The organism is Rhodoglobus sp. GW821-FHT12B09, assembly GCF_058809925.1.
This window is the reverse complement of sequence record NZ_JBXATB010000007.1, coordinates 146,155-168,618: the sequence shown is the minus strand read 5'-3', so window position 1 is coordinate 168,618 and position 22,464 is coordinate 146,155. Positions and strand designations below refer to the sequence as shown.

At 71.4% G+C, this 22,464-nt stretch carries 18 protein-coding genes; 10 read left to right on the top strand and 8 right to left on the bottom strand.

Annotated features, from left to right (window positions below; all coding sequences use genetic code 11):
- The first annotated feature begins 46 nt into the window (after nucleotides 1-46).
- Nucleotides 47-925 carry a hypothetical protein gene (locus AC1RTC_RS13840; RefSeq protein WP_493156636.1) on the top strand — a complete coding sequence of 293 codons (879 nt, stop codon included), beginning with the start codon at nucleotides 47-49 and terminating at the stop codon, nucleotides 923-925.
- Here the strand turns inward: AC1RTC_RS13840 and AC1RTC_RS13835 are convergent.
- Both AC1RTC_RS13835 and nudC read right to left on the bottom strand, forming a co-directional pair.
- Nucleotides 849-2,519, bottom strand: a complete 1,671-nt coding sequence (locus AC1RTC_RS13835; protein WP_493156634.1) for an ATP-dependent helicase — start codon at nucleotides 2,517-2,519, stop codon at nucleotides 849-851. The genes AC1RTC_RS13840 and AC1RTC_RS13835 overlap by 77 nt on opposite strands.
- Nucleotides 2,516-3,445, bottom strand: coding sequence for an NAD(+) diphosphatase (nudC, locus tag AC1RTC_RS13830; RefSeq protein ID WP_493156632.1), 930 nt, complete (start codon nucleotides 3,443-3,445; stop codon nucleotides 2,516-2,518). The genes AC1RTC_RS13835 and nudC overlap by 4 nt, the downstream gene beginning before the upstream one ends.
- Nucleotides 3,446-3,513: 68 nt before the next feature.
- On the opposite strand from nudC, the gene AC1RTC_RS13825 reads away from it, so the two are divergent.
- Entirely contained in the window at nucleotides 3,514-4,509 is a 996-nt protein-coding gene (locus AC1RTC_RS13825; protein ID WP_493156630.1) for a phosphotransferase, read from the top strand.
- 1 nt (nucleotide 4,510) lies between these two features.
- On the opposite strand, the gene AC1RTC_RS13820 is transcribed toward AC1RTC_RS13825, so the two are convergent.
- On the bottom strand, nucleotides 4,511-5,830 hold the full coding sequence (locus tag AC1RTC_RS13820; RefSeq protein WP_493156628.1) for an MFS transporter: 1,320 nt from the start codon (nucleotides 5,828-5,830) through the stop codon (nucleotides 4,511-4,513).
- An 88-nt stretch (nucleotides 5,831-5,918) separates the two neighbouring features.
- Between AC1RTC_RS13820 and AC1RTC_RS13815 the strand changes: the two genes are divergently transcribed.
- Nucleotides 5,919-6,764 carry a LysR family transcriptional regulator gene (locus AC1RTC_RS13815; protein WP_493156626.1) on the top strand — a complete coding sequence of 282 codons (846 nt, stop codon included), beginning with the start codon at nucleotides 5,919-5,921 and terminating at the stop codon, nucleotides 6,762-6,764.
- Nucleotides 6,765-7,039: 275 nt separating this feature from the next.
- Here AC1RTC_RS13815 and AC1RTC_RS13810 read toward each other — a convergent pair whose 3' ends face one another.
- Nucleotides 7,040-10,180 (bottom strand): ATP-dependent helicase, encoded by a 3,141-nt coding sequence (locus tag AC1RTC_RS13810; protein ID WP_493156624.1) that lies wholly within the window; start codon nucleotides 10,178-10,180, stop codon nucleotides 7,040-7,042.
- A 23-nt stretch (nucleotides 10,181-10,203) separates the two neighbouring features.
- Nucleotides 10,204-13,287, bottom strand: a complete 3,084-nt coding sequence (locus tag AC1RTC_RS13805) for an ATP-dependent helicase (RefSeq protein ID WP_493156622.1) — start codon at nucleotides 13,285-13,287, stop codon at nucleotides 10,204-10,206.
- A 74-nt stretch (nucleotides 13,288-13,361) separates the two neighbouring features.
- On the opposite strand from AC1RTC_RS13805, the gene AC1RTC_RS13800 reads away from it, so the two are divergent.
- Nucleotides 13,362-13,586 carry a DUF3107 domain-containing protein gene (locus AC1RTC_RS13800; protein WP_493156620.1) on the top strand — a complete coding sequence of 75 codons (225 nt, stop codon included), beginning with the start codon at nucleotides 13,362-13,364 and terminating at the stop codon, nucleotides 13,584-13,586.
- A gap of 9 nt (nucleotides 13,587-13,595) precedes the next feature.
- Nucleotides 13,596-13,895 carry a hypothetical protein gene (locus AC1RTC_RS13795; protein ID WP_493156618.1) on the top strand — a complete coding sequence of 100 codons (300 nt, stop codon included), beginning with the start codon at nucleotides 13,596-13,598 and terminating at the stop codon, nucleotides 13,893-13,895.
- Between the two features lie 42 nt (nucleotides 13,896-13,937).
- Here the strand turns inward: AC1RTC_RS13795 and AC1RTC_RS13790 are convergent, their stop codons facing one another.
- Nucleotides 13,938-14,651, bottom strand: a complete 714-nt coding sequence (locus AC1RTC_RS13790; protein WP_493156616.1) for a ferritin-like fold-containing protein — start codon at nucleotides 14,649-14,651, stop codon at nucleotides 13,938-13,940.
- A gap of 117 nt (nucleotides 14,652-14,768) precedes the next feature.
- Between AC1RTC_RS13790 and AC1RTC_RS13785 the strand changes: the two genes are divergently transcribed.
- A complete protein-coding gene (locus tag AC1RTC_RS13785; protein WP_493156614.1) occupies nucleotides 14,769-16,217 on the top strand; it encodes a DEAD/DEAH box helicase in 1,449 nt (482 codons plus the stop codon).
- Nucleotides 16,218-16,511: 294 nt separating this feature from the next.
- On the opposite strand, the gene AC1RTC_RS13780 is transcribed toward AC1RTC_RS13785, so the two are convergent.
- Nucleotides 16,512-17,366: a PHP domain-containing protein gene (locus AC1RTC_RS13780; RefSeq protein WP_493156612.1), complete on the bottom strand. Its 855-nt coding sequence runs from the start codon at nucleotides 17,364-17,366 to the stop codon at nucleotides 16,512-16,514.
- A gap of 45 nt (nucleotides 17,367-17,411) precedes the next feature.
- Between AC1RTC_RS13780 and AC1RTC_RS13775 the strand changes: the two genes are divergently transcribed.
- Together AC1RTC_RS13775 and AC1RTC_RS13770 are read left to right on the top strand one after the other, a co-directional pair.
- Complete coding sequence (locus tag AC1RTC_RS13775) at nucleotides 17,412-18,425, top strand: endonuclease/exonuclease/phosphatase family protein (RefSeq protein ID WP_493156610.1); 1,014 nt, start codon at nucleotides 17,412-17,414, stop codon at nucleotides 18,423-18,425.
- A 20-nt stretch (nucleotides 18,426-18,445) separates the two neighbouring features.
- Nucleotides 18,446-19,915, top strand: coding sequence for an aminopeptidase P family protein (locus AC1RTC_RS13770; protein WP_493156608.1), 1,470 nt, complete (start codon nucleotides 18,446-18,448; stop codon nucleotides 19,913-19,915).
- A 196-nt stretch (nucleotides 19,916-20,111) separates the two neighbouring features.
- Here the strand turns inward: AC1RTC_RS13770 and AC1RTC_RS13765 are convergent, their stop codons facing one another.
- Complete coding sequence (locus tag AC1RTC_RS13765) at nucleotides 20,112-20,609, bottom strand: YflT domain-containing protein (RefSeq protein WP_493156606.1); 498 nt, start codon at nucleotides 20,607-20,609, stop codon at nucleotides 20,112-20,114.
- A 53-nt stretch (nucleotides 20,610-20,662) separates the two neighbouring features.
- Here AC1RTC_RS13765 and AC1RTC_RS13760 point away from each other — a divergent pair, with 53 nt between their 5' ends.
- Nucleotides 20,663-21,958: a magnesium transporter MgtE N-terminal domain-containing protein gene (locus AC1RTC_RS13760; protein WP_493156604.1), complete on the top strand. Its 1,296-nt coding sequence runs from the start codon at nucleotides 20,663-20,665 to the stop codon at nucleotides 21,956-21,958.
- Nucleotides 21,945-22,463 (top strand): DUF1003 domain-containing protein, encoded by a 519-nt coding sequence (locus AC1RTC_RS13755; RefSeq protein ID WP_493156602.1) that lies wholly within the window; start codon nucleotides 21,945-21,947, stop codon nucleotides 22,461-22,463. Before AC1RTC_RS13760 ends, AC1RTC_RS13755 begins: the two co-directional genes overlap by 14 nt.
- Nucleotide 22,464 lies beyond the last annotated feature (1 nt).

Genomic DNA, 22,464 nt, shown 5'->3' with positions numbered 1-22,464 from the left:
TGGAATGCCCGCCCGGCCCCCTGTCCGGCGGGTGCACCATGTGCGGATGATCCTGCGCCTCGACCCCCGCCTCCCCCTCGTCTGGCGCACGCCCTCGAGCGTCCAGCTCGGCATCGACCCCGTGGTCGTCGTGCTCGACGGCGTGACAAGCCTCGATGAGCGGATGCTCGCCGCGCTGGTCGTCGGAGTGAGCGACTCCGGCCTCGCGATGATCGCCGGACAGCACACGGCCGAGCGGGAGACGCTCCTCGCCGCACTCGCCCCCGCACTCGCGACCGCGCCGGCCCAGCCCCTCTCCGCGACCGTCGCCGTGCACGGCAGCGACAGCCTCGTCTCGGCGATCGCGTCCGTTCTCGCCCACACCGGCATCGACGTGCTCACCGGCCCGGACCCGGCCTCCCTCGCCGAGCACCGGCCGGACCTCGCGATCATCGCCGGCCACCACGTGCTCGCTCCGGATCTGCACGCGCTGTGGCTGCGGCGCGACGTGCCGCACCTCCCGGTGGTGATCGGCGACGCGGGTGCGGTGGTGGGGCCCGTGGTCGAGCCCGGCGACGGGCCGTGCCTGCTCTGCCTCGAGCTGCACCGCCGCGATCTGGATGCCGCGTGGCCGGCGGTCGCGACACAGCTCCTCGGGCGGCGCAGCAAGGCGGAGACTCCGGTCCTCGTGATGGAGGCGGCGGCCGCGGCGTGCCGGATGGCGCTGGACCGGCTCGCGACGGGGGCGTCGGCCGCGGCATCCCTGCGCATCGATGCCGCCACCGGGCGGCGCGAGGTCCGGACTTGGAAGGCCCACCCGGAGTGCGGCTGCAGCGGTATCGCGCACCTGCTCGGGCGCGACTCGGCGGCTAGCCCAGCTCTGCCAGGAACCGACTGGGCGAGCGCTGCCCGGCGCGCCCCTGCTGCGGAGCGGATGACCAGCTGAGCGCGAGCGAACGGCGGGCCCGCGTGATGCCGACGTAGAGCAGGCGCCGCTCCTCCTCGACGGCGGCGGCGTCCTTCGCGTAGCTGATCGGGACCAGCCCCTCGGCCAGCCCCACGAGGTACACCGACTCCCACTCGAGCCCCTTCGCGGAGTGCAGGGTCGCGAGCGTCACGGCGGAGCGCGTCGGCTCGTGCTGGCCTGCCTGGCGCTCGAAGAGCTCGTCCACGAACTGTTTGAGCGTGGTCTCCGCTGGCGCGTCCTCCGCGAGGTGCATGAGCGCGTTCAGCGACTCCCAGCGGTCGCGCACGGCACCGCGCAGCTCGGGCGGCTCCTGCGACCAGCCGATCGAGCGCAGCACGTCGCTCACCGTCTTGAAGAGGGGCTCGATGGCGGTGTTGATCGTCGCGCCGCGCAGGAGCATGAGCGCCTCCTTCACCTCGCGCTGCTCGAAGAACCGGGTTGCCCCGCGCACGATGTACGGCACGCCCGCGTCGGCGAGCGCCGTCTCCAGCGCCTGCGACTGGACGTTGATGCGGAACAGGACGGCGACGTCCTCCGGCTTCGTCCCGGTCGCGATCTCCTCCGCGATGGCGCGCGCCACTGCGCGCGCCTCCGAGCTATCGGTCTCGTGGCGCGTGACCACGGGCGCCGGCCCGGTGCGCGCAGTCGCGGCGTGCAGCGTGAGCGCGCCGGGGCGGTCGCGCATGAGGCGGTTCGCCGCCGTGACGATCGCCGGGGTCGAGCGGTAGTTCTGCTCGAGCCGCAGCACCACAGCATCCTCGTGCTCGGAGCCGAAGCCGAGCAGGTACTCGGGCGAGGCGCCGGCGAAGGAGTAGATGGTCTGGCTGACGTCGCCCACGACGCAGACGTCGTTGCGGTCGCCCAGCCACAGCTGCAGCAGGTCGTGCTGCAGGGGCGAGACGTCCTGGTACTCGTCCACGACGAAGAAGCGGTACTGCTCGCGCACCTGCTGCGCGACGCGCGGCTCGGCCTCGACCATCCCTGCGGCGGCGAGGAGCACGTCCTCGAAGTCGATCTGCCGGCGCTCGTCCTTCACGGTCTCGTACCCGCGCTGCAGGGCGACCATGCTGTCGAGGGTGAGCGCGGGCGGCAGGGGCCGGGTGCGAGTGGCGTACTCGTCGATCGACAGGCGCGAGGTCTTGCGCCACTCGATCTCGGCGGCGACATCGCGCAGGGTCGCGGTGTCGAGCTTGAGCCGGAGCGCGTCGGCGGCGTGCGCGATGACCTTCGCCTTGCCGTCGAGCAGGCGCGGCATCGTGCCGCCGATCACCTGCGGCCAGAAGAAGTTCAGCTGCGAGAGGGCGGAGGCGTGGAAGGTGCGCGCCGAGACGCCGCCCGCGCCGAGCACCCGCAGCCTGCTGCGCAGCTCCCCGGCGGCCCGGGCCGTGAACGTGAGCGCCATGACGCGGCCGGGCGGGTAGACGCCGGTTGCGACGCCGTACGCGATGCGGTGCGTGATCGCGCGGGTCTTGCCCGTCCCCGCGCCCGCGAGCAGGCACACCGGGCCCAACAGGGACTCGGCGGCGAGGCGCTGCTGGTCGTCGAGGCCCTCGAGCAGCTGCTCGGCGGTCACCGCGACCCGTCGTCGATCGGCCCGCCGAACCACTCCTCGAGAATCGCCCGCGCGATCGAGGTGGGGCCGGGGAGCTTGATGTCGGCGAGCGAGGCGGCGAGCTCGTCGCGGCTGAACCAGCGCAGGTCGAGGATCTCCGTGCCGTCCGGCGTGGTCTCGGTGCCGTGGGCGGGGTCGACCTTCGCCGTGAAGCCGAGCATGAGGGAGGCCGGGAACGGCCAGGGCTGGCTGCCGAGGTACACCGGGTCGACGACGTGGATGCCGGACTCCTCGAGCACCTCGCGGATGACCGCGGACTCCAGGGACTCCCCCGGCTCCACGAACCCCGCGAGCAGGGAGTAGCGGTTGCTGTCCCAGAGCGCGTTGGATCCGAGCAGCATCCGGTCGTCGGCATCCGTGATGCCCACGATGATCGCGGCATCGGTGCGCGGGAACACCTCGGTGTTCGAGACGGGGTCGCGGCGCACCCAGCCGCCCTTCTCGACGACCGTCGGCTCGCCCGTGCGCGGCGAGAACCGGTGGGACTGGTGCCAGTTCAGGATGCCCAGCGCCTCCGTGAAGATGCCCGCATCCCGATCGCTCAGAACGCCGCCGACGGAGCGCAGGTTCGCCCAGTCCGACTCGGCGAGGTGACCGGCGTCCTCGAGGAGCACGGCGACGATCGGCGTGCCCGCCGGCTCGGGGCTCGTGGTCGAGGTCGAGCGGCCCAGGTACACGCGCAACTCGGCCGAGGGCACGGCATCGACGGGCAGCAGGGCGAGCGAGCTGGGCGTCGACAGCAGGGCGCTGCCCTGGAAGATCGGCAGGATGCGCGTCGCGGGGTCGGCCCACAGCTCGTCGAACAGGCCCTCGCGCTCGCGGGCGAGGTTGTCCCTGTCGATCTCGAAACGGGAGAGCGGGAGCCTTGAGAGGAAGGAATCAGGCATATCTGGGACCCCGTCGGAAGTGCGTGGCGTGAAGCTGAAGGATGGGGTGGGCGACCTACCCTGTGGGTATGGCCAGATCCCATCTCACTCTAGCCGCGCTCGCGACCTCGGCCGTCCCGGGCCTCGACATCGCGGCCGCCAGCGCCTTTGGCGCGAGCCAGGGCAGCGACTTCGACGCCGCACTGCTCACCGGGCGTGACGGACGGCACTGGATCATCCGCGCCCCTCGCAATGCCCGCGCCGAGTCGGAGCAGTCCGCCGACCTCGTCGCGCTCCGATCGCTCAGCGCCGGCGTGCGCACGCGCCTGCCGTTCGCCGTCTCGAGCTTCGCCGGCCAGGCGCCGGTCGACGGCACCCGCGCCATCGTCTACGAGTTCGTCTACGGCAACAAGGTGCCGCTGCACAGCTTCACCTACGGCGCAGACTCGCTCGCGGCGTCGGTGGGCACCGCGATCGCGGCAATCCACTCCCTGCCGACCAGCTTCGTCGCGGATGCCGGGCTGCCCGTCATGACCGCCGGCGAGTGCCTCCGCTCGAGCGTGACCGTGCTCGACCGCGCCGCCGCGACCGGGCTCGTGCCCGCCGGCCTCATCGGCCGCTGGGAGCGCGCCGCCGAGGACGCGAAGCTGTGGCAGTTCCAGCCGACGGTGACGAACGGCGCGCTCTCCGCCGACTCGTTCCTCAGCGCCGACGGCGTCGTGACGGGCGTGCTCGGCTGGCAGGACCTCCGCGTCTCCGACCCGGCGCGCGACCTCCAGTGGCTGCTCGCCAACTCCCCCGTCGCCGAGACCGCCTTCGACGCCTACACGCGCGTCCGCGGCGCCGGCGACCGGCAGGTCAAGCAGCGCGCCATGTTCTACGCCGAGCTCGAGGTGGCGAAGTGGCTCCTGCACGGCACCGAGACGCGGAGCACCGAGATCGTGGATGACGCTGTCGCGATGCTCACGAACCTGGCCGACAGCGTGCACAACGACGTCATGAACCCGATCGGCGCACAGACCATGCCCACCATGGCCGTCGACGAGGTGGAAGCGTTCCTCGCCCGCTCGGAGCGCGCGGTCTGAGTTAGGACCCTGCCCTCGGCACTATCGCGATCCACCGGCCGCGCCGCCGCGTGACCTTCACCTTCAGCCGCCCGCTGTGCGCGAGCAGGATGCAGATCACGACTGCGGCCGTCGCCGGCACCGCGCCGGAGATGACCATCGCCGTCTTGGCCCCGAGGTGCTCGGCAAACCAGCCCATCACGGGCCCGCCGATGGCCTGGCCGCCGACGACCACCATCACCCAGAACGCCATCACCCGCCCCCGGATGGCGAGGTTCGACGAGAGCTGCATCATCGTCTCGCTCGCGGTCATATAGAGGAGACGCGCGAGCCCGATGGTCGGCAGCACCAGCAGGAACAGCGGGTAGAACGGCGCGAGCCCGGCCGTGACGAGCATGAGCCCGTACACGATCGCGCCGATCATGATCGTGCGCAGGCGCAGCCCCGAGCGGCGAGTGGAGGCAAGCGCCCCCACGAGCGCGCCGATGGCCGCGAGCGAGTTGTAGAGGCCGTACCCGGTCGCGCCCGTGTGGTAGACCGTGTCGGCCATGCCGGCGAGCAGGGCGGGCATGGGCATCCCGAACGTCGCGACGAAGGCGACCATCACGAGCGTCCAGAACAGGGTCGGTTTCGCGAGCACGTACCGCGCGGCCTCGCGGATCTGGCCCTTCGAGCTGGGCACGCGCGGCGCCACGAGCAGCTCGCTCGTGCGCATGGCGAGGAGCAGGATGATGCCGAGGATGACCGCGCCGACGTTGATCGCGATCGCCCAGCCCGACCCCACCGCCACGATGAGGGCGCCGCTGAGGGCGGGGCCGATGAGCGCGCCCAGGTGGAAGTTGGAGGCGTTGAGGCTGATGGCGTTCCGGATGTGCCGCGGCCCGACCATCTCGTTCACGAAGACGGAGCGGGCCGGTCCGTCGAACACCTGCATCACACCGATGGCGAGCACCAGCGCGTACACGAGCCAGAGGTGCGCGTTGCCCGTGATCGCGATGACGGCGAGCACGAGGGTGAGCGCGCCAGCGACGGACTGGCACAGGATGAGCACCCGCCGCTTCGGGAACCGGTCGGCGATCACCCCGGCATAGGCGCCGAGCACGAGTGTCGGCAGGAACTGCAGCGCAATGGTCAGGCCGACGAGCGTGACACTGCCCGTGATCTCGAGCACGAGCCAGTCGACGGCGATGCGCTGGGCCCAGCCCGCGGTGTTCGAGACGAACTGGGCGATGACGTAGAGGCGGTAGTTGTAGAGGCGGAGGGCGCCGAACGTGTCGCGCCAGGCGGGCCGCTGCATCGCGATCGCGATGGGCATCGTGGCCGGCGCCTGTTCCGGAGTCATTGCCACCCTTCCACCGTAGGCTTGCAGTGATCATGCCGATAACCAATCGCGCCTATAAGTCCCATCACATTTCGTAATAGGAGGCACTGTGTTCGATCCCGTGCTGCTGCGCACCTTCGTGGCCGTCGCCGAGACGCTGAACTTCACGCAGGCCGCCGCGCGGCTCGGGATCAGCCAGCCGACGATCAGCCAGCACATCCGCAAGCTCGAGGTCGCCGCCGGCCGCAACCTCGTGCTCCGCGACACCCGGGTGGTATCCCTCAGCGACAACGGGGAGGCGATGCTGGGGTTCGCCCGCACGATCCTCGCCGCTCAGGACCAGGCGTCGAGCTACTTCACCGGCACGGCGATGCGGGGCCGCCTGCGCTTCGGCTCCGCGGACGACCTCGCGCTCACGCAGCTGCCGGGCATCCTCCGCGACTTCCGCCAGGTGTACCCCCAGATCAACCTCGAGCTCACCGTGAGCCAGAGCGGGACCCTGCTGCGGCGGCTGCATGCGGGCCACTTCGACCTGGTGTTCATCAAGCAGGACCCGGGATGGGACGAGGGCCGGCTCGTCCGCCGCGACCGGATGGTGTGGGTCGCCCACCGCGGCATGACGCTCGACCCCGGCCAGCCCGTGCCCCTCATCGCGTACGCGGCACCCGCGCTCAGCCGCACCTACGCGATCCGCTCGCTCGAGGAGGCGGGGCGCACCTGGCGGATCACCTGCAACGTGCGCGAGGTGAACGGCGTGATCGCGGCCGCCCGGGCCGGGATCGGCATCGCCGTTCTCGCCCAGTCGCTCATCCCCGACGACCTCGTGCAGGTCTCCCCCACGTTCGGGCTGCCCGAGCTCGGCGACGTCGACTTCACGCTGCTGAGCAACCCCGGCGCGGCGAGCGAGCCGGTGGAGGCGCTGACGAACGCGATCCTCAGCAGGCCGGTGCGGTAGGCGGGTTGAGTAGCGCGCTCTAGCGCGCGTATCGAAACCACGTCGGAGCCGGTTTCGATACAGGCGCCAGAGCGCCTTACTCAACCCGCGGCCGTATCGAAACCGCGTGCGGCCCGGTTTCGATACAGGCGCCAGAGCGCCTTACTCAACCCGCGGGCGTATCGAAACCACGTCGGAGCCGGTTTCGATACAGGCGCAAGAGCGCCTTACTCAACCCGCGGCCGTATCGAAACCACGTCGAAGCCGGTTTCGATACAGGCGCCAGAGCGCCTTACTCAACCCGCGAACGCCGCGTTCCAGCGGGCCAGGAGCTCCGCCTCGTCGTAGATGTGCTCGGGCCTGATGATCCGGTCGTCGGAGACGTAGTAGAACACGGCGTCGACACGATCCGGATCGATGCCGCGCCAGGTCGCGTACGCGAGGCGGTAGAGCGCGAGCTGCAGCTGCTTGTCCTCGAGGTCCTGGGCGTCTTTCGGCGCCTTGCCGGTCTTCCAGTCGACGATCTCGAACCTGCCGTCAGGGAGGGAGTACACCGCGTCGATCTTGCAGATCACGATCCGCCCGCCGAAGGGCAGGTGGATCTCCCGCTCGACCTCGACAGCCTGCCGCGCCGCCCACGGGCTCGCCTCGAAGATGTCCTTGAGGCGCGCCAGCTCCTCGTCCCCCACCGGGTCCTCCGCGTCGAGCTCGGTCGGCAGCGCGTCCAGCTCCTCGGCGTCGCCGCCCACCCCGTAGCGGTTCTCCACCCAGGCGTGGAACAGCGTGCCGAGCTGGGTCGCACGGTACGGCCGCTCCGGCATGGGCCGCCGCAGCGAAGAGGCGACGGATGCCGGGTCGCTCACGTAGTCCTTGAACCGGGAGGCCGGAACGCGCACGGGCATGGCGACGAGCCCGTCCGCCGACATCCGGCGCCGGCGCTCCTCGAGCAGCAGTTCGAGGTCCCGCTGCCACGGGCCGTCGAGGGCAGGCGTCGCCGCCCGCACCGCGAGGGCCGCGGCCTCGACGGCGGGCCGGCGGCGGCCGAGCGGGTCGAACGGCCAGCTGATCGTCTCGAGGTCGTCGCCGAGGGGGTTGTTCTCGGGGTCGGCCGGTGCGGTCGGCACGGCGCCGACCACCGGCTCGAGCTCGACCAGGTAGGGGCTCGGCTGCCGCGGGTTCGCCTGGGTAGCCCAGAACGAGCCGGTCAGCAGCAGCGCGTGGCGAGCGCGCGTGACCGCGACGTAGGCGAGGCGCCGCTCCTCCCGGTCGAGATGGGCCCGCACGCGCTCCTTGAAGGCGGCGAACTCGTCGGCCACGTCCTTGCGAGTGGTGGCCTGCTGCCACGCGAAGACCGGGAGCTCGTCGGCATCCCCCCGGAACTGCCACGGCAGCTGCCCGAAGCTCAGCCACCCCTGGTAGCCGCCCTCGACGGGCTTGCCGGGCAGCTCCTCGTCGACCAGGCGCGGGACCACCACGAGGTCCCACTCAAGGCCCTTGGCGCCGTGGATGGTGAGGATCTGGACAGTTCCGGGCTCCGGATCCTCCGGGCGGGGAGACAGGTCTTCGCGCAGCTCGGCCTCGCGCAGCCAGGAGAGGAATCCGCCGAGCGTCGCGACGTCGGTGAGCGCGAGGTACCCGTCGAGCGCGTCGTAGAAGGCCTCGATCGTGGCGGTGCCGAGCGCGCGGTAGTCGTTCGCCGCGACCTCGATGTCGAGCTGCAGCTCCTGCAGCACGAACGCGACGAAGTCGGGCAGGTCGAGGCCCGTGCGCGAGCGGAGCCGTGCGAACAGCCGGGCCGCCTCGCGCAGCCGCTCGAGCCCGATCTCGCTGAACGCCTCGAGGAAGGAGTGGCCGGGGCGCGCGGTGCCGATGAAGTCGAGCGCGTCGATGATCGAGCCGCCCTCGCCCTCCGCCACGGACGTGCGCAGCTTCTGCTTGAGGTCGTCGTCGTAGGGCTGCTGCGCGTAGTCGCGGTCGCGCAGGGTGGAGGCGAGCCGGTTGAGCGCGTGGATGTCCCGCACGCCCAGGCGCCACCGCGAGCCCGCGAGCAGGCGGATCAGCTCGAGCCCGGCGGAGGGGTCGTGCACCACGGTGAGCGCCGCGACGAGGTCGGCGATCTCCGGCTCGGCGAGCAGCCCGCCCAGCCCGAGCACGTGGAACGGGATGCCCCGCTCGCGAAGCGCCTCGAGGAAGAAGCCCTGCATCTTCCGGGTGCGGAACAGCATCGCCGCCGACGGCTTGCGGGACATCCGGGCAGCGAGCCAGTCGGCGGCGGCGGCGGCCTCCGAGCGCACGTCCTCCTCGAACCGCACGTCGATCGGCAGGGCCGACGCGAAGGGACTGGGCTCCAGCCGCTCCACACTCGCGCCGAGCGGCTCGACGAGGGCGTTGGCCGCGTCCAGGATGACCGTGCCGTTGCGCCAGCTCGTCGACAGCGCGTACCGCTCGCTCGCCCCGAAGGCCCGCGGGAAGTCGTCGAGGTTCGACGCGCTGGCCCCCCGCCACCCGTAGATCGACTGGTTCGGGTCGCCGACGGCCATCACGGGATGCCCGGAGAACAGCTCGGCGAGCAGCCTGGTCTGGGTGACCGAGGTGTCCTGGTACTCGTCGAGCAGCACCACCCGGTACTTCGCGCGCTCCTGCTCGGCGACCTCGCCGCGCCTGCCCACGATCGCGAGGGCGAGCGCCACCTGGTCGGAGTACTCGACGAGCCCCCGCGCCCGCTTCGCCGCGTCGAACTCTGCAGCCACGTCGAGCAGCGTGTCGAGCGCGGTGATGTTCTCCACCAGCCCGTCGACCGCCGCGTACGCCCCGCGGCCTCCCGGCTCGAGAGAGGCGATGCTCGCGAACCGGCGCGCGAACTCCTTCACCTCCCCGGGCTGCACCACGTTCTCCGCGACCGCGCGCGAGAGCCCGAGCACCGCCTTGGTCACGGGGTCGAGGTTCTTCGTGAGGCCCGCGAGGCGGGCATCCCGACTCCTGATCACTGTGGTGCGGGCCAGCTGCCAGGCGCCCGCCTCGCCCAGCACGGCCCCGTCGCTCTCGCGGCCGATGTGCACGGCGTTGTCGCGGTAGATGCTGTTCGCGTACGAGTTGTAGGTCTGCACTGTCGGCGCCTCGAACGGGTCGTAGTCGTCGCCCAGCAGGTTCACCGCGGCGAGCTCGGCGATGCGCTCGCGGATGCGGGCCCCCAGCTCCCCCGCCGCTTTGCGCGTGAAGGTGAGCCCGAGGATCTCGCTCGGCCGAGGGAACTCTCCGCGGTTGTAGGGCTCGTTCGCGAGCAGCCACAGCACGCGGTTGGCCATGGTCTCCGTCTTGCCGCTGCCTGCGCCGGCGACCACGAGCGACGGCACGAGGGGCGCCTCGATCACCGCGCGCTGCTGCTCGGTCGGGCGCGGCCGCTGGAGGGCATCCGCAATATCGAACGCGCTAATCACTGCAGCCCCTCATCACTGCAGCCCTAGTCACTGGACACCGCCCTCACCCGGTGGGCCCGGAGCCGCGACGGGTCGCCGACGCCGAACATCGGCAGCTCGGCCCGCCCCGCGAACTCCGCGGCGGCGATGAGGAGGGATGCCTCGCGCACCCGCTCCCGGAACTCCTCGAGCTGCTCCGCGTCGAGCTGGCCCTGCACGCCCTCGCGGTACTTCTTGCCGCGCACCCCCTCCTTCACGAACAGGAGCTTCGCGCCCCCGCCGCGGTGCTCGCCGAAGGGCTCGAGCCGCTCGTCGAGCATCCCGGAGTCGTACGCGAGCTGGTAGGCGGCGAGCTGCGGGTGGTCGTCGATCTTGGCCTGGCTGGAGATCGGCGTGCCGGTCTTGAGGTCGACGATCACGACGGCCCCGTCGGCATCCCGCTCTACCCGGTCGATCGAGCCGCTCACGATGGCGCGGTCCACCTCGAGCTGGAAGCGGATCTCGGAGCCGACGAGCTGCTTGCCGTCGCGCTCGAACTCCCCGAGGTACTCGGAGAGCGCGTCGGTGAACCGCCGCGCGATCGCCCTTTGCCGGTCGGCCAGCCAGGGCGCCTCGAACAGCAGCTCGCTCCAGCGCGACTCCACGGCGGCCCACAGGGTCTCGGGGCTCGAGTCGGGCGCGGTCTCCATCGCCCAGTGCACGATCGTGCCGACGTTCGCGATGACGCCGGACTCGGAGCCGGCCATCCGCTCGAGGAACCAGTCCAGCGGGCTGTCCACGAGCTTCTCGAGACCCGAGGGCGACACCGGCACCTGCTCCCCGTCGTACAGGGGGCCCGTGGTGGAGGGCGCGAGCAGGCCGTGCCAGTCGGCGGGGTCGGCGCCCGGGATCTGCTCCGCGGCGAGCGCCGCCAGGTTGGACGCGGCGAACGGGCGGCCCGCTGCCGCCTGCGACCGCAGCTTGCCGACGAGCGCGCGGAGGGAGAGCGGGGTCGAGGTGGACTCGAGCACGGTGGCGCCCTGCACGAGGCCGAGGAACACGCTCGCCGCCTCGTCCTCGTTCGCCACCGCGGCGACGACGAGCCGCCGCCGGGCGCGCGAGACCGCGAGCGCGAACATCCGCAGCTCGTCCCCCAGCACCTGCCGCCGCTCGTCGACCGACGCGGAGTCGACGCCCGTCACTGCCCGCACGAGCTCCTGCGGGGCGAGCAGCGAGCCGCGCAGCCGGAGGTTCGGCCACACGCCGTCCTGCAGCGCGGCGACGACGACCGTGTCGAACTCGAGCCCGACCGTGCCCGCCGGGGTCGTGACGAGCACGGTCTCGTCGTTGGGCTGGGGCGACAGGGTGTCCTCAGGGACGTCGGCGTCGAGCACGTTGTCGAGGAAGGTGCGCGCCGCCTCGTCCGGCCGCAGCTCGCTGAACCGCTTGGCCGCCGTGAACAGGGCGACGATGCCGTCGAGGTTGCGGTTCGCCTCCGCCGCCGTGATCCCCGCACCGAGCGCCTGGTCGCGCCAGAGGCGCGCGAGGCCGCTGCGCTCCCACCCGAGCCACAGCACTTCCTCGATGGATCCGTCGCTCGCGGCGAGCATGGCCAGGGTGTCGGCGAGCCGCTGCGCCTGCCGCCCCACCCGGTGGTCGATCGTGGCCAGCCTGCCGGGAGCGCCGAGCGCCTCCACGAGCAGCTCGTCGGCCGAGCGCGTGCCGCCGCCGGCGACCTCCTCGGCGCGCAGCGCGAGCCGCAGGCGCCGCAGGGCCAGCCGGTCGAGCCCGCCGAACGGGCTCAGCAGAAGCTCGGAGGCGCGCTCCGCGTCGAGCGGGGTGCGGCCGATCCCCACGTCCACGAGCGTGAGCAGCCCGCGCGCCGCCGCGTCGTCGCGCAGGGCGGTGCCGCCGATCGAGGTGCGGGTCGGCACCTCCGCGAGCGCGAGAGAGCGGGCGATGACCGGGATGTGCGCACCGCTGCGCACGACCACCACCATGTCGCTCCACGCGACCCCGCGCTCGAGGTGCTCCTGCCGCAGCACGCGGGCGATGGTCGCCCACTCCCTGGCGGGGCTCGACGCCTCGATGCGCGCCACGGGCGTCTCGGCATCCGCGCCCCCGGCGGCCGCTGCACGCTGCGTACCCGCCGCCGCGGCGCCGATGCGGCCGGACACCGATGCCGTGAGCGCGCGCAGCGCCGGACCCTGCCGGTGGCTCGTGCTCAACGTCAGGGTCGCCAGCTCCGGCAGGCCGAGCACTGTCGCCAGTCTGCCCAGGGCGTCGGGCTCGCCGCCGCGGAAGGCGTTCGCCGCGACATCCGGATCGCCGAATGCGACCACCGCGACGCCCCGGCCGGCAAGGGCGCGCAGCAGGGCGAGGGTCGATTCGGTGGCCTCCTGCAGGTCGTCGACGACGACCAGGCGCAGCGCGGCGATGCGCTCCCCCGGCTCGTCGGACTCGATGGCCGCCACGGCGACCCGGGCGAGCTCGGAGGCGTCGAACTGGGTCTCGCGGTAGTTGCCCGTGACCTCGACGTACTCCTGGATGAAGTCGGCCGCGTCGACCCACTCCGGGTGGTCGAGGGCACTGCCGAGCTGCCGCAGCCGCGACGGCGGCACGTCGTACTCGGTCGCGCGCATCATGAGCTCGCGCAGCTCGTTGCGGAACCGCCGCAGGGCCCGCACCTCCGGCCCGAGCGACTCCGGCCACTGCGGGCCCGTGCCCTCCTCGAGGTGCCCCTCCAGGAGCTGCGCGATGTCGGAGTCCTGCTCGCCGCCGGTCACCAGGCGCGGCGGGGATGCCCCCGCTCGCCGTGCCGCGTCGCGCACCACCTCGAACGCGAGTGAGTTGACGGTGCGCGCCAGCGGGCCGGTGGTCGCGACACCGAGCCGCAGCGCGATCGCGTCCCGAAGCCGGGTCGCCGTTGCGCGGGAGGTTGTGAGCGCGAGCACCTCCGACGGCCCCCAGCCCCGCACCAGCACCCGGTCGGCGACGAGCTCGATGAGCGCGGTGGTCTTGCCGGTGCCGGGGGCGCCCAGCACGGCCGCCGATGCGGAGTCGGGCAGGTCGACGACGGCGCGCTGCGAGGCGTCGAGATCGGGGGCCGACACGGGCGCCTCAGCGCGCACGAACCCGGTAACTGCCACCCCACCACGGTAGTGCGCTGCGCTGACAGCGGACGGCGCGGGGGCGGGCATCCGGAGTGTCGTAATCTGGGCACGTGGACATTCGCATCGGTATCGCCAACAGCCCCCGTGAGATCAACTTCGAGTCGTCGCAGACGTCGGCCGAGGTGGAGAAGACCGTGTCCGACGCTCTCTCCGCCGACGCGAAGTTCGTCAAGCTGGTGGACGGCAAGGGCAACGTCTATGTTGTTCCCACTGCCTCCCTCGCCTACCTCGAGATCGGCTCTGAGGAGTCGCGTCGCGTGGGCTTCGTCGCCTAAGGACTCGTAATGGAACTGCTGTTCGTGATCGTCGTGGCCGCCGGCATCGGCGCCATCCTTCGCTACACCCTTCCGAAGCGCAGCACGTACGGCCTGTTCCTGCTCCCGGCTGCCGCCGCGATCGCCGCGGCGGTCGTGTGGGTGGGCACGCTGTGGGCGGTCCGCTGGACCTTCGACGGCACCTGGATCTGGGTCTCGGCGCTCGGCGCCGCGTTCGTCGTCGCCCTCGTGCTCGCGGTCGTTCTGCCGCGCCGCCGCCAGGAGCTCGACGCGCAGAAGCTGCACCAGCTCTCCGGCGGCAAGGCGTAGGCAGGCCGCCCGGGCCGCGCCACGCAGTCGGGCCCCGCCTACCTACGCGGTCAGGCCCAGCGCGTCCATGCGTCGCGTGTGCGCGGCGATCAGCTCGGTGAACACGGGCTCGATGCGCGCCTCGTCCGACTTGTGGTTCTCGCTGTAGCGCAGTGACGACCGCGCGACCAGCATCGTGTCGCCGACGAGCCGGCGGCCCCACATCGCCAGCCGGGAGGCAAGGCGCGGGTTCTCGTCGATCGCGTCCTCCAGCAGCTCGGCGAGGATCGCCTCGCCCGACTCGCCGTGGAAGATGGCCGCGATCCGGCGGCCCTCGACGGGGAGGCCGAGCGCGAGCCGCCCGAAGAAGTCGTCGAGGAAGCCCGCCGTGAGGTAGCAGGTGACGAGGGTCTCGAACCAGTCCGCGCCGTGAGTGGCGCGCTCGAACCTGTCGACTTCGGCGGTGGAGGGCTCCATCACCTCGGCGGGGGTGCCGCCCACCTTCGTGATCTCGTCCACGAGCATCCGGTGCTTGCCCAGCGACAGCTCGGCGGCACGGCCGATCGCCGTCTTCGCCGACGTCGTGGGAGCGCTGGAAATGGCGCGGGAGAGGTTCTCGAACTGGATCAGCTGCACGTACGCAGCGCGGCCCAGGAACTCCATGAGGTCGGGCGTGAACTCCACGAGGTCGACCTTCGTGGTGACCTGGTCGTCGCCCCGCGAGCGCAGCCGGGGCGCTTCGGTGCGCCGGGGACGCCGCGAGAACCAGTTAGCCACGGGGTTTAGCTTAGACTGTGCTCATACCTCCCATTTCTGGCGGAGGTCATGCGCCCCAGGACAGAACGGGCGTAACTCAGAGCCTGAAAAGGCACAGTCTGTAAGGGCACTACTTCTTTGACATTCTCAGATCTCAACATCGACCAGGACATGGTCGACGCGCTCGCCACCAAGGGCATCATCGAGCCCTTCCCGATCCAGACCCAGACGATCCCCATGGGGCTCGCGGGCCAGGACATCATCGGCCAGGCGAAGACCGGTACCGGCAAGACGCTCGGCTTCGGCCTCCCCCTGCTGCAGTCGCTCGGCACCGATCCGGAGCCCGGCGTGAAGGCGCTCGTCGTCGTCCCCACGCGCGAGCTGTGCGTGCAGGTGGCGGAGGACCTGGTGCTCGCGGCATCCAACCGCAGCACCAAGATCGCCGCGATCTACGGCGGCAAGGCCTACGAGGGCCAGGTCGAGGAGCTGAAGGCCGGCGCGCAGGTCGTCGTCGGCACCCCCGGCCGCCTGCTCGACCTCGCGTCACAGCGGCTGCTGTCGCTCAAGGACGTCAAGGTCATGGTCCTCGACGAGGCCGACAAGATGCTCGACCTCGGCTTCCTGAGCGACATCGAGAAGCTCTTCGCGCAGACCTCCCCGACGCGCCACACCATGCTGTTCTCCGCGACGATGCCCGGCCCGATCGTGGCCCTCGCCCGCCGCTTCATGAACCGCCCGATCCACATCCGCGCGACGGACCCCGACGAGGGCCTCACGCAGGCGAACATCAAGCACGTCGTCTACCGCGCGCACTCGCTCGACAAGGACGAGGTCATCGCCCGCATCCTGCAGTCGGAGGGGCGCGGCAAGACCGTCGTCTTCACCCGCACGAAGCGCGCCGCGGCCAAGCTCGTCGAGGAGCTCAACGACCGCGGCTTCAACGCCGCCGCCGTGCACGGCGACCTCAACCAGGAGCAGCGCGAGCGCGCTATGGCCGCGTTCAAGGCCGGCAAGAAGGACATCCTCATTGCGACGGATGTCGCGGCCCGCGGTATCGACGTCAACGACGTGACCCACGTGATCAACCACACCATCCCCGACGACCACGACACCTACCTGCACCGCGCCGGCCGCACCGGCCGCGCGGGCAAGACCGGCATCGCGGTCACGTTCGTGGACTGGGACGACATGCACAAGTGGTCGCTCATCAACCGCGCGCTCGAGATGGGCATCCCGGAGCCGGTGGAGACGTACTCGTCCAGCCCGCACCTGTACACCGACCTCGACATCCCCGAGGGCACCAAGGGCCGCCTGCCCGGCGCCGTCGCCCGCGTCAAGGACCCGGCCCCGGCCGGCGGCCGCGACGGCGGACGTGACGGCGGCCGTGGCCGCAGCGGCGGCGACCGCGGTGGCCGCCCGGCCCAGTCCGGCTCGCGCCCGCCCCGCACGTCGACGTCCACGGATGTCACGCGCGATAGCGCGGCGGGCGGCGGCACCCACGACGGTGCAGCCCCCTCGCGCCGCCGCCGTACCCGCACCCGCCGCGGCGGCTCGGGCACGCCCGGCAACACCGCCCCCACCGCCTAGGGCGGGTTGAGTAGCGCCCTCTGGGGCGCGTATCGAAACCGGATGCTCGGCATCCGGCTTTCGCACGTCACCGCCCCGCCCGCTCTCCCCGCTCGATTCGGTGCGAAATGCAGGTTAACTCGAGCCGATGAGTGCGAGCATCCCCGGAATCACTGGGGCGGCCGCCAGCATCTCCTGCATTTCGCACACCCGGAGCTGGGTGCGGACCGGAGAGGGACTGGGGAGGCAGCGCGGAGGGACTGGGGAGGCAGCCGGGAGGGACCCCGGGGCGGTCTAACGCCCCGGCGGGCCCGCTCAACCAGCCGCGGGCGTCGTCCCGGTACCCCGCTCGACGAGCTTCGCGAGCACCTCGGGGCTCGTGGAGTTCTCGGCCAGCCGGTTCGGCTTCCCCTCGCCGTGGTAGTCGCTCGACCCGGTGACCTCCAGGCCGAACTTGGCGGCGAGCTTCAGCAGCCACCGCTTGCCCTCCTCGGAGTTGTCGCGGTGGCCGACCTCGAGCCCGAACAGCCCGGCGTCGGCCAGTTCGCCGATCACCCGGTCCTCCATGGGCCGGTACCTGCCGTGGGTGGCCGGATGCGCGAGCACGGGCACTCCGCCGGCCCCCACGATCATCCGGACGCCCTCCAACGGCGACGGTGCGTAGTACTTCTCGTAGTAGCCGCTGCGCCAGTGCAGGATGCTCTCGAACGCGGCGCTGCGGTTGGGCACGAATCCCTTGCGCACGAGCGCGTCGGCGATGTGCGGCCTGCCGAGGGTGGTGCCGTCGGACGACTCCGCGAGCACGTCCTCCCAGGTGAGGTCGTAGTCGGCAGCGATCCGCTCCACGATGCGCTCGGCGCGGTGCAGCCGCCCGTCGCGGATGCGCGCGGTCTCGGCCACCACCTCGCCGTTGTTGGGGTCGAACAGGTAGGCGAGCACGTGGACGCTGGCGGGCCCGTAGTTGGTACTGAGCTCCATGCCCGGGATGATCGTGAGCCCCGTCCCCGCTGCTGCGGTGATCGCCTCCTGCCAGCCCGCCGTCGAGTCGTGGTCGGTGAGCGCGACGGCGGAGAGGCCGGCCGCGACCGCGGCCCGGACCAGCTGCGTGGGCGTCTCGGTGCCGTCGGAGACGCTGCTGTGCGTGTGCAGGTCGATCGGGCCGTCGGGCATCCGTCCAGCCTATTGCGCGGGCGGCTGGGTTAGGCTCGGGCCGCCATGTTTCGCAGATTCCTCGCCGCCGTCGTCATCGTCGCCGTGGCCGCTGGCCTCGTCGTGGCCCTCTGGCCCCAGGTCTTCGGCCTCGCGAACGCCCCCGTGGTCGCACAGGTGGTCTCCCTCCGCGGGCTCGCGGCAGCCGTCGCGCTGGTGCTGGTGGTCGGGCTCACGCTCGCCGCACTGATCTCGTCCGGGGTGCGGCGGTTCGCGGCATCCCTCGCCATCGCCCTTCTGGCCTTCGTGCTCGTCACTGCCGCCGTCCTGTCGACGCGCGGTTTCGGAAACCCGGGCTTCGAGTCGACGACGGACAGCGACGTGACAGTGCTCAGTTGGAACACCCTCGGTGACGCCCCCGGCTCCGACGCCATCGCGCAGCTCGCCCTCGACTCAGGCGCCGAGATCGTCGTGCTGCCCGAGACCACGCGCGAGACGGGGCTCGAGGTCGCCCAGATGATGAACGACGCCGGCCACCCGATGGCGCTCTTCACGGCCGCCTACGACGAGGTCTCGAAGGCGCGGTCGACGACGCTGCTGATCAGCGTCGACCTCGGCGAGTACGAGGCCGACGAGACGGCGGTGACCACGACCGTGCTGCCGAGCGTCGTCGCGACCCCCATCGACGGAACCGGACCGACGATCATCGCCGTGCACCCGGTGGCGCCGATCCCCGGTGAGATGCAGCACTGGCGCGACGACCTGCAGTGGCTCAAGGGCGCCTGCACCGGTGACAACGCGATCATGGCCGGCGACTTCAACTCGACGCTCGACCACTACTCAGGCCTCGCGACCTCGGCGGGCGCCGTGATCGGCGACTGCGCCGACGCGGCGGACGCCACCGGCAACGCCGCCGTCGGCACCTGGCCCGCCGCGCTGCCCGCGCTGCTCGGCGCCCCCATCGACCACGTGATGAGCACGTCGAACTGGAGGGTCACCGGATTCCGCGTCATCCAGTCGCACGACGGCGACGGAAGCGACCACCGCCCCGTCCTCGCGCAGCTCTCGCCCGCCGGCTAGGAGGGGTGGAGAATAGGGGGATGGCTGACAAGACCGCTCCCCGCGCCACGTCCAACCGATCGACGACCCCCGTGTCGGACACGTTCGCGCAGTACATCTCCTCGCAGTGGGCCGACCGCCCGGACGCCCTTCCCGCGCCGCGCGACCACGCCGCGTTCGCCGCCGAGCGCCGCGCCGCGATCTCTGCGATGCACCCCGGCAAGCGCCTCATCCTGCCGGCCGGCGCGGCGAAGGTCCGCTCGAACGACACCGACTACGCCTACCGCGCGCACTCCGCGTTCTCGCACCTCACCGGCTGGGGCTCCGACGCGGTGCCCGCGAGCGTGCTCGTGATGGAGCCGACCGCCGACGGCCACGATTCAACCCTGTACTTCCGCGAGCCCGCGGGCCGCGACTCCGACGAGTTCTACGCGAACCCGGAGATCGGCGAGTTCTGGATCGGCGCCCGCCCCTCCCTGGCGCACGTCGCCGCCGACCTCGGTCTCGCCACCGCGGGCCTCGCCGACTTCGCCGCGGTGCTCGACGCGGTCGACGCGGACACGCTCATCGTGCGCGACGCCGACCGCGACATCACCGACCAGGTCGACGGGCGCCGCCTGCTCACGGCGGACTCCGAGTCGCTGGACAACGACGGCGACACCGAGCTCGCGCGCGACCTGAGCGAGCTGCGCCTCGTCAAGGACTCCTTCGAGATCGCCGAGATGCGGGCGGCCGTGGATGCCACGAAGCTCGGCTTCGACGACGTCATCGCCGACCTCGGCGAGATCACCGCCCACACCCGAGGCGAGCGCCTCGTCGAGGGCACCTTCAACCGCCGTGCGCGGGCCGAGGGCAACACCGTCGGATACGACACGATCGCGGCATCCGGCCCCCACGCCTGCATTCTGCACTGGACCCGCAATGACGGCCCCGTGGTCACCGGCGACCTGATCCTCATCGACGCAGGCATCGAGCTCGACAGCTACTACACCGCCGACATCACGCGCACCCTCCCGGTCAGCGGCACCTTCACGGAGGTGCAGCGCCGCGTCTACGAGGCAGTGCTCGAGGCAGCGGATGCCGCCTTCGCCATCGTCAAGCCCGGCATCAAGTTCCGCGAGATCCACGCCGCCGCGATGAAGGTCATCGCCGCCAAGACCGCCGAGTGGGGCTTCCTGCCGGTGAGCGCCGAGGAGTCCCTCTCCCCCGACCAGCAGTACCACCGCCGCTACATGGTGCACGGCACGTCCCACCACCTCGGCATCGACGTGCACGACTGCGCCGCGGCACGCCGCGAGCTGTACCTCGAGGGCGTCCTGGAACCGGGCATGGTGTTCACGATCGAGCCCGGGCTCTACTTCCAGCCGGACGACCTCTCCGTGCCCGAGGAATACCGCGGCATCGGCGTGCGCATCGAGGACAACATCCTCGTGACCGAGACCGGCGCGGAGAACCTGTCGTCGGGCATCCCGCGCACGGCCGACGACGTGGAGGCGTGGCTCGCGCGCTAGCGCACCTGCCCGCGCCCTGCAGCATCGGCCTCGAGGCGAGCGATGAGGAGCCGTCCCGCCCCGGAGGCGGCCAAGTGAAACGTTCCACTTGCCCCAATCTGCTCAATGGGGGCGCGCACGACAGCACTTTGCGGCAAGTGGATCGTTTGACCCAGCCCGGGCACCGGCGAGCCACAGCCCGCCCGCGCCACCCGCGCTACTCCGCGGGGTGCGACTGCAGCGTCTGCTGCGCCTTGGCCGTCAGCTCGGGGTCGATGATGATCTGGTAGTTCGACGCGAGCACCTGGTGGGTGGAGGTGAAGTCACGGCGGCGGCGGTTGATCGCGTAGGTGACGAGGCCGAAGATGACGCCGAATCCCGCGCCGATCAGCACCGCCGCACCGACGAACCCGAAGGCCTGCGGGGTGGGCGGGCTGAAGATGGTGAGCACGAGCCCGAAGAACAGACCGAGCCAGGCACCGGATGCCGCGCCCGCGAGTGCGGCGCGCCCGTTCGTGAGCTTGCCGGTGACCCGCTCCACGGTCTTGAGGTCGTTGCCCACGATCGACAGCTTGGCGACCTCGAAGTCCGCCTTGGCGAGCCGGTCGACGACGCCCTGCGCCTCGAGGTAGGTGTCGTACGTGCCGAGGACATCGCCCTTCGGGATGGACGGGAGGACGGTGCCACGACGGCCGAACGCGCTGGGATTGGTCACGAGAGCCATTGTCCCACGCAGGGGCAGGGTTCTGCCTGAGTAAGCTTCTAGGCGTGAGCACGACGAGAGTATTCGCCGCCCGTCTGGTCGGGTGCTCCGTTTTCGACCCCAACGGCGACCGCGTCGGCAAGGTGCGCGACGTGCTCGTCGTCTACCGCACCAACGGCGGCCCGCGGGTGGTGGGCTTCGTGCTCGAGGTGCCCGGCAAGCGCCGCGTGTTCCTGTCGATCGGGCGCGTGACGAGCATCGGCTCCGGCCAGATCATCACCACCGGCCTCATCAACCTGCGGCGGTTCGAGCAGCGCGGCGGCGAGGTGCGCGTCATGGCCGAGCTGCTCGGCCGCACGGTGCGCCTGCGCGACGGCTCCGGCGAGGCGAACATCGAGGACGTCGCTATCGAGGAGACCGACCTCGGCGAGTGGGCAGTGACGCAGGCCTTCCTGCGCCGCCCGAAGACGAACGCCGCGCTGTTCCAGAAGGGCGCCACCGTCTTCGCCGCGTGGTCGGACCTCATCGAGAAGCAGGCGCCCGGGGAGTCCCAGTCGGCCACGCAGCTCGTCGCGAGCTACGCCGACATGCTGCCCGCCGACCTCGCCAACGCGATGCTCGACCTCCCGGAGCAGCGCATGCTCGAGGTCGCCGAGGAGCTCAGCGACGACCGCCTCGCCGACGTGCTCGAGGAGATGCCCGAGACCGAGCAGGTCGATATCCTCAACCAGCTCGACGACGACCGGGCCGCCGACGTGCTGGACCAGATGCAGCCGGATGACGCGGCAGACCTCATCGCGCACCTGAGCGACGAGCGCGGCGAGACCCTGCTCGACCTCATGGAGCCGGAGGAGGCGGAGGACGTGCGCTTCCTGCTCTCCTACGCCCCCGACACCGCGGGCGGCCTCATGACCACCGAGCCGATCATCGTGTCGGCGGATGCCACGGTCGCCGAGGGCCTCGCCCTCATCCGGCGGCACGAGCTCGCCCCCGCCCTCGGTGCCGCCATCTGCGTGACCCTGCCGCCGTACGAGCCGCCCACCGGACGGTTCCTCGGCATGGTGCACTTCCAGCGGATGCTGCGCTATCCGCCCAATGAGCGCCTGGGAGCCCTCGTCGACTCGACGCTCGAGCCGGTGCACTCGGGCACGAGCGCGGCCGAGGTGTCGCGCATCCTGGCCAGCTACAACCTCGTCTCGGTTCCCGTCGTCGACGAGAACCACCGCCTCGTCGGGGTGGTGACCATTGACGATGTCCTCGACTATCTGCTGCCGGACGACTGGCGAAGTACGAACGACGAGAGCCCCAGCACCAACACTTCGACCATCCCCGTGAGGAGGACATCCCGTGGCACGCGCTAACAACCGCTCCGCACGCACCGAGGCGCGCCTCGACTCCCCCCGCGGGCTGCGCCAGCCGGCACGGATCTTCCAGAGCAACGACCGGTTCGGCCGCTTCACCGAGGCGATCGCGCGCGGCATGGGCACGCCCTGGTTCCTGTTCGGCCTGTCGATCTTCGTCGTGCTGTGGATGCTCTACAACACGATCGCGCCGGAGGGCATCCGCTTCGACTCGGCGGCGATCGGGTTCACCGCGCTCACGCTCATCCTCTCGCTGCAGGCCTCGTACGCCGCCCCGCTCATCCTGCTCGCGCAGAACCGGCAGGACGACCGCGACCGCGTGCAGATCGAGCAGGACCGCCAGCGGGCGGAGCGCAACCTCAACGACACCGAGTACCTCGCGCGCGAGGTCGTGGCGCTGCGCCTCGCGATGCAGGACCTGGCCAGCAAGGAGTTCATCCGCCAGGAGCTCAGGAGCCTGCTCGAGGAGCTGGACCGCGACAAGGACGAGAAAGACGCTCCTTGAG